Annotated in this window: 8 protein-coding genes; 4 read left to right on the top strand and 4 right to left on the bottom strand. The window is 64.8% G+C overall.

The window, feature by feature from the left end; genetic code table 11:
* Nucleotides 1–88 precede the first annotated feature (88 nt).
* The 3 genes from AC1DS3_RS34550 (at nucleotide 89) to AC1DS3_RS34540 (ending at nucleotide 2,426) form a co-directional block, all read left to right on the top strand.
* The gene (locus AC1DS3_RS34550; protein WP_477128946.1) at nucleotides 89–757 is read left to right on the top strand and encodes an HAD family hydrolase; all 669 of its coding nucleotides are present in this window, start codon (nucleotides 89–91) and stop codon (nucleotides 755–757) included.
* 120 nt (nucleotides 758–877) lie between these two features.
* Entirely contained in the window at nucleotides 878–2,023 is a 1,146-nt protein-coding gene (locus tag AC1DS3_RS34545) for a DSD1 family PLP-dependent enzyme (protein ID WP_477128945.1), read from the top strand.
* Nucleotides 2,013–2,426 carry a RidA family protein gene (locus AC1DS3_RS34540; RefSeq protein ID WP_441634592.1) on the top strand — a complete coding sequence of 138 codons (414 nt, stop codon included), beginning with the start codon at nucleotides 2,013–2,015 and terminating at the stop codon, nucleotides 2,424–2,426. Before AC1DS3_RS34545 ends, AC1DS3_RS34540 begins: the two co-directional genes overlap by 11 nt.
* 24 nt (nucleotides 2,427–2,450) lie before the next feature.
* Here AC1DS3_RS34540 and AC1DS3_RS34535 read toward each other — a convergent pair whose 3' ends face one another.
* The 4 genes from AC1DS3_RS34535 to AC1DS3_RS34520 form a co-directional block, all read right to left on the bottom strand.
* Nucleotides 2,451–3,536 (bottom strand): SRPBCC domain-containing protein, encoded by a 1,086-nt coding sequence (locus tag AC1DS3_RS34535; protein WP_441634590.1) that lies wholly within the window; start codon nucleotides 3,534–3,536, stop codon nucleotides 2,451–2,453.
* Nucleotides 3,533–3,916, bottom strand: a complete 384-nt coding sequence (locus AC1DS3_RS34530) for an ArsR/SmtB family transcription factor (protein WP_441634588.1) — start codon at nucleotides 3,914–3,916, stop codon at nucleotides 3,533–3,535. The genes AC1DS3_RS34535 and AC1DS3_RS34530 overlap by 4 nt, the downstream gene beginning before the upstream one ends.
* Nucleotides 3,917–3,991: 75 nt before the next feature.
* Nucleotides 3,992–4,321 carry a hypothetical protein gene (locus tag AC1DS3_RS34525; RefSeq protein ID WP_441634586.1) on the bottom strand — a complete coding sequence of 110 codons (330 nt, stop codon included), beginning with the start codon at nucleotides 4,319–4,321 and terminating at the stop codon, nucleotides 3,992–3,994.
* A 78-nt stretch (nucleotides 4,322–4,399) separates the two neighbouring features.
* Nucleotides 4,400–4,603, bottom strand: coding sequence for a ribbon-helix-helix protein, CopG family (locus AC1DS3_RS34520; protein WP_441634584.1), 204 nt, complete (start codon nucleotides 4,601–4,603; stop codon nucleotides 4,400–4,402).
* A 302-nt stretch (nucleotides 4,604–4,905) separates the two neighbouring features.
* Between AC1DS3_RS34520 and AC1DS3_RS34515 the strand changes: the two genes are divergently transcribed.
* Nucleotides 4,906–5,524: fused MFS/spermidine synthase (locus AC1DS3_RS34515; RefSeq protein WP_477128944.1), on the top strand; the 619-nt coding region annotated here is incomplete at its 3' end.

Genomic DNA, 5,524 nt, shown 5'->3' with positions numbered 1-5,524 from the left:
CCTTCCTACACTGAGGGCCTGTTGTCCTGCCGCTGCGCAGCGCCGCGGCTCGGCTGCTCCGCTACTCCGCCCACGCAAAAAGGAACGTATGGAAATCCTCGACCAATCGCCCGCCCCCGCCTGGCCCCGCGCCGTCCTGTTCGACCTGCTCACCGCGCTGCTGGATTCCTGGACCGTATGGAACGCCGCCGCCGGCTCGCAGGCGCAAGGCCGGGCCTGGCGCGCGGAGTACCTGAAGCGCACCTACGGCTGCGGCGCCTACGTTCCCTACGAGCAACTGGTGCGCGAGGCGGCCGAGCATGTCGGCCTGCCCGCCAGCGCGCCGGCAGCGCTCGAGGCCGGCTGGGACAAGCTCCCCGCGTGGGATGGTKCCCGCGAACTGTTGCGTGCCCTGCGTCCGCATTGCCGCCTGGCGGTGGTCACGAACTGCTCCGAACGGCTGGGGCGCCGCGCCGCGGACTTGCTGGAGATCGACTGGGATGTCGTCGTCACCTCCGAGGAGGCGGGCTTCTACAAGCCGGATCCGCGCCCCTACCAGCTCGCGCTGAAGCAACTGGGCGTGCAGGCAACGGATGCCGCCTTTGTCGCGGGCTCGGGCTACGACATGTTCGGCACCTCGGCCGTCGGGCTGCGCACCTACTGGCACAACCGCGTCGGCCTGGCCCTGCCCGCCGGCGCGCCAGTGCCCGATGCGGAGTTCGCCACGCTGGCGCCCGYGCTGCCGTGGCTGCGGTCCTTTCATGCGGCAACCCGCTAAAGAGCATCCGCGATGCTCTGCAATCCTTACCCGTGCAAGGCGATGGTAGGCGCGGCGACGTGCCCGCGCTGAAGCGCCAAGGGCCAATTCCTGGACTGACTGATCACTCTCAATAACGCGATGAACACTGCCACCCACACACTGGCGAGCCTGGAAACACCGGCAGCGGTGATCGACTTGCCCCGCATGCAACACAACATCGGGCGCATGCAGGCGCGCATGGACGCGCTTGGCGTGCGGTTCCGCCCGCATGCCAAGACCAGCAAATGCTCGGCGGTCGTACAAGCCCAGATCGATGCCGGGGCACGCGGCATCACCGTTTCCACCCTGAAGGAAGCCGCGCATTTCTTTGCCGATGGCATCACGGACATTCTCTACGGCGTCGGCATGGTCTCGACCAAACTGCCCCAGGCCTTGGCGCTGCGCCGCCAGGGCTGCGACCTGAAGATCGTCACCGATAGCGTGGCATCCGCCGAGGCCATCGTCGCGTTCGGCGCCGCGCATGGCGAGTCGTTCGAGGTCTGGATCGAGATCGACACCGATGGCCACCGCTCGGGCATCCGCCCGGACGAAGCCGCGCTGCTCGACGTGGCCCGCGTGCTGCACCAAGGCGGCGCCCGCCTGGGCGGCGTGATGACGCACGCCGGCTCCAGCTACGACCTGGATACGCGCGAGGCCCTGGCGGCGATGGYGGAGCAGGAGCGCGCCGGCTGCGTCATGGCGGCCGAACGGCTGCGCGCGGCCGGGCTGCCATGCGCGGTGGTCAGCGTTGGATCAACGCCCACGGCGCTATCCGCAACGAGCCTGGAAGGCGTCACCGAGGTGCGCGCGGGCGTCTACGTGTTCTTCGACCTCGTGATGCGCAACGTCGGCGTGTGCGCAACGCAAGACCTGGCGCTGAGCGTGCTGACCACCGTGATCGGGCACCAGGCGGACAAGGGCTGGGCCATCGTCGATGCCGGCTGGATGGCCATGAGCCGCGACCGTGGCACGCAAAAGCAGAAGTGCGATTTCGGCTACGGGCAGGTCTGCGGCATCGATGKCACCGTGCTTGCGGGCTACGTGCTCAGTGGCGCCAACCAGGAACATGGCATCGTGTCGCGCGAAGGCGCGCCCGAGCCGGACATCGCGGCGCGCTTGCCCATTGGCACGGTGCTGCGCATCTTGCCCAACCACGCCTGCGCGACTGGCGCGCAGTTCCCCGAATATCAGGCCCTTGCGCAAGACGGCACGCTCGCTACCTGGAGCCGGTTCCATGGATGGTAACCAACCAAGCGCCGCGGTAAAGACGGTCAACCCCGCCGGGCTATCCGCGCCGGGCGGGCACTACAGCCATGCAACCGTGGCCAATGGCTTCGTGTTCGTATCCGGGCAGTTGCCCATCACGCCCGCCGGCGAAAAGCTCGCCGGCGCGCCCTTTGAAGATCAGGCGCGCCAGGTGCTGGCCAATGTGGAAGCGGCGCTGATCGCCGCCGGCAGCGGCATCGGCGGCCTGGCGCAGGTGCGGGTCTATGTGGACGCCATTGAGAACTGGCCGGCATTCAACGCCATCTATGCGTCTTGGGCAGGCAGCGCGCGCCCGGCACGCGCCGTGGTGCCAACCGGCGCGCTGCACTTTGGCCTGAAAGTGGAGGTGGAAGCGGTGGCGATGCTCCTGCCCACCGCATAGCCGCTAAGCGGCTATGCGGTGGCGTCAGCCCATCTGCGGCTGCGTCGCGGCAAAGCTTGGCCGCTCGCGCATCACTGCCTGCGCGCGCCGCACGTTGGGGTACGTCTCCAGCAAGGCGGCCCCTTCGGGAAACATGCCGACGTACGCCAGGATTGGCGCGAGAAACAGGTCCGCCATCGACATCGCCGTACCGACCAGGTAATCGCGATTGCCGTAGGCTTCGTCGAACGCGCCTAGCTGCGTGGCCATCTCCTGCAGCGCGGCATCGATCACCGCGCGGTCAGGCTGGCCGTTTTCGCCTTTAGGGAAGATGTACTGCAATACGTAACGGCGCACCATGGCGTCGTAGGCATGGCAACTGATCAGGCTGACCCATTGCTCGCAGCGTGCATGGCCAATGGCGCCGACTTGTCGCGCAAGCAGGCTCGGGCCCTCGAAGGCTTCCTCGATATAGGCCAGGATGGCGCGGGTCTCATAGAAGGAAAGCGGGCCATCGCTCAACACCGGAATGCGGCCGAACGGGCTATGCGCAAGCACCTCCGGCGAGTGCGGCGGCACGGGCTGCAGCTTGTAGGCCACGCCCTTCTCCTCCAGCGCCATGCGCACCGTGCGGCAATAGCTGCTGCGCGGGTCGCCGATCACGGTGACGGAGCCGGCGCTGCCCTCCGGGTCCAGGAAATCGCTGAGGCGATTGAACACCGATTGCCAGCCGCCCTTGTGCGAATCGCGCTCGCCAGCCTCGGGAAAGCCGCTGTGGCGCATATGCAGGTGGGTGCCGCCATCCTTGGCCGTCAGCGTGACCTCGATCAGCGTCTTGATCTCCTGCGGCATCGGGCCGGCTTCCCAGGTCCAGGTATAGGCGAGGAAATCCGCCCGGTCGATCGCCTGATACTCGCCGCCCACGGTGTGCCTGGCACCATCGCGCCCGCCCATCACGATGCGGTACTTGCCGCCGACCCGCGCATCGGCGCTGGCCTCCAGCACGTGCATGCCGCGCGGGCAATGCCACTCGGACAGTGCGGCCTGGCTGGTGAATGCGTCGAACACCTTCTCGCGCGGGGCGCGGATGAAGCGGTCCATTTCCAGATGGAAGGTAGCAGCTTGGGTCATGATTTTTTTCCTCGGGCTTTGCCTGCGTTGCTGGTGCCTTCGGTGGAGGCCGCCGCATGGGTGCGTTCGACGAACTCGACAAGGCGGTCGAGATTGCCCTCCCAATGGCGCCGGTAAGCGCCCAGCCAGTCATGCGCGTCGCGCAGCGCATCCGCGCGCAGATGGCAGATTCGCCAGCGGGCGCTGACTTCCCGCTCGATCAGCCCGGCGTCCGCCAGCACGCGCAGGTGCTTGGAGATGGCCGGGGCCGACATATCGAACGGCCTCGCCAGCTCGCTCACCGGCGCCTCCCCTTCGGCCAGGCGCGCAAGGATGGCGCGGCGAGTGGGATCAGCCAGTGCGGCAAAGATGGGGGTCAGCGGGTCGGTGGAGGATGGCATGGATTCATTTAACCAATAGGTTAAATGAAAGTCAAGAAAGGAGATGGCGTGCCGGCGGCGTGTTGCCGCACCCGGCTAGCTCACGCCAGCACCGCGTACGACTACGGATCGTGGGGTTGTCCTAAGCCCAACGCGTCGCAATAGCGTCTGAATGGCGGCTGCGGCAACGTCATCCGTTTCGTGCACATCCTTGAGCACCGCCCGAATCCGCAAGGCCAGTGCTTCGGCAAGGCTTGCCGCAGTCACGCGCAACGGACAAGAGTCGCATCGCGCATAAAGCGCAACATCCCTGACCAGCGTATCGCCTCGATAGATGGCCACCAAGACCTTTGGTTGGTAGCCACCGTCGACGAGCGCCTTTGCGCGCGGCGTGACGCGATAAGTCACCGCCTCACGCATGGACATCTTCCGATCGTTGCAAGAGTTTGCTCCGGTCTCGTCACTCAGTGACAGCAGTATTGAAATCCGCGATGCGGACATCGGTCACTCGCCGTCCTTCTTGGCCGGAACCGTGGCGCCAAGCTGGGGCCGGGTTGCATAGGCCACCCCATGCTGCTCCAGATAGTCGCGAATCAACTGACGCACGACCTGTGATGGCGTTTGATCCTGCGCCGCGCACAGGGCTTCAAAGGCTTTCTTCTTCACGGGGTCGATCAACACGGTGAAACGGGCGGTCTTGGATTCCATACGCTTCAGAGTAGTATTGTATGATAATAGTATTATCATTATATACAACTGATCGGCAAGTGCGGCCTGGCGACTGCCTTCGCCAGAAGGCTTTGAAGGCATGCCAGCACCACGCAATGCGATCTTTAAATATCTTTTTTGCCACTCAGGGCCAATCCGACGTCGCTTTTTCGGCCCGAGGCGGAAATCCGATGGCCCGACGCCTGCAAGTTGCTGATGGGCCGCTTTTTTGTTTGAGGCGATGTGATAGAGGCGACAATCGAAATATGCAACCGCCCGCGCTTGCCTGATCGAGCCCGCAGATGGATCCCAGCCGCACATCCTTTGAAGCCTACTTGAAGTTTCTCTCCGAAGCCCCTGACGACGGCACCCCGACTGTGCTGGAAACCCCGCTTGCGCTTTCACTGCATTTCGATGCGCTGGCGACCCAGAGCATCATGTCGCGGCATGACCCCGACAAGCTTGTCCTCGGCTACACACGGACGATGATGGCTTTTCTGCTGCTGCAGCCGGCGCCCACCAGGATCTCGATGATTGGCCTGGGCGGGGGATCATTGCTCAAGTATTGCTATCGGCATCTTCCGCAGGCTAAGGTTGTTGCCATTGAAATCGATCCGGCAGTAATCGCCTTGCGCGATACGTTTCACATTCCGCCCGACGACGAGCGGCTCGAAGTGGTCTGCGCGGATGGCGCCGAGTATGTCAAGAGTCAGGACGCGCGGCCGGAGGTCATCCTGGTGGATGGCTTTCTCGCCCATGGCATGCCGGCGCAACTGGGGAACGCCGCCTTCTACGCAGCATGCCATGCACGGCTTGCCGACGACGGGGTATTGGTGGCCAACTACCTCGATAGCGATGCCGATATCCCGTTCTACATGGAAGAGATCCGTTCGGTGTTCGGCGAGTCATTTTCCATTGCCC

The sequence above is a fragment of the Cupriavidus sp. 01L46 genome, from assembly GCF_056399905.1.
Note: the sequence above shows the minus strand (reverse complement) of the source record. Positions and strands in the feature narration are given on the sequence as shown.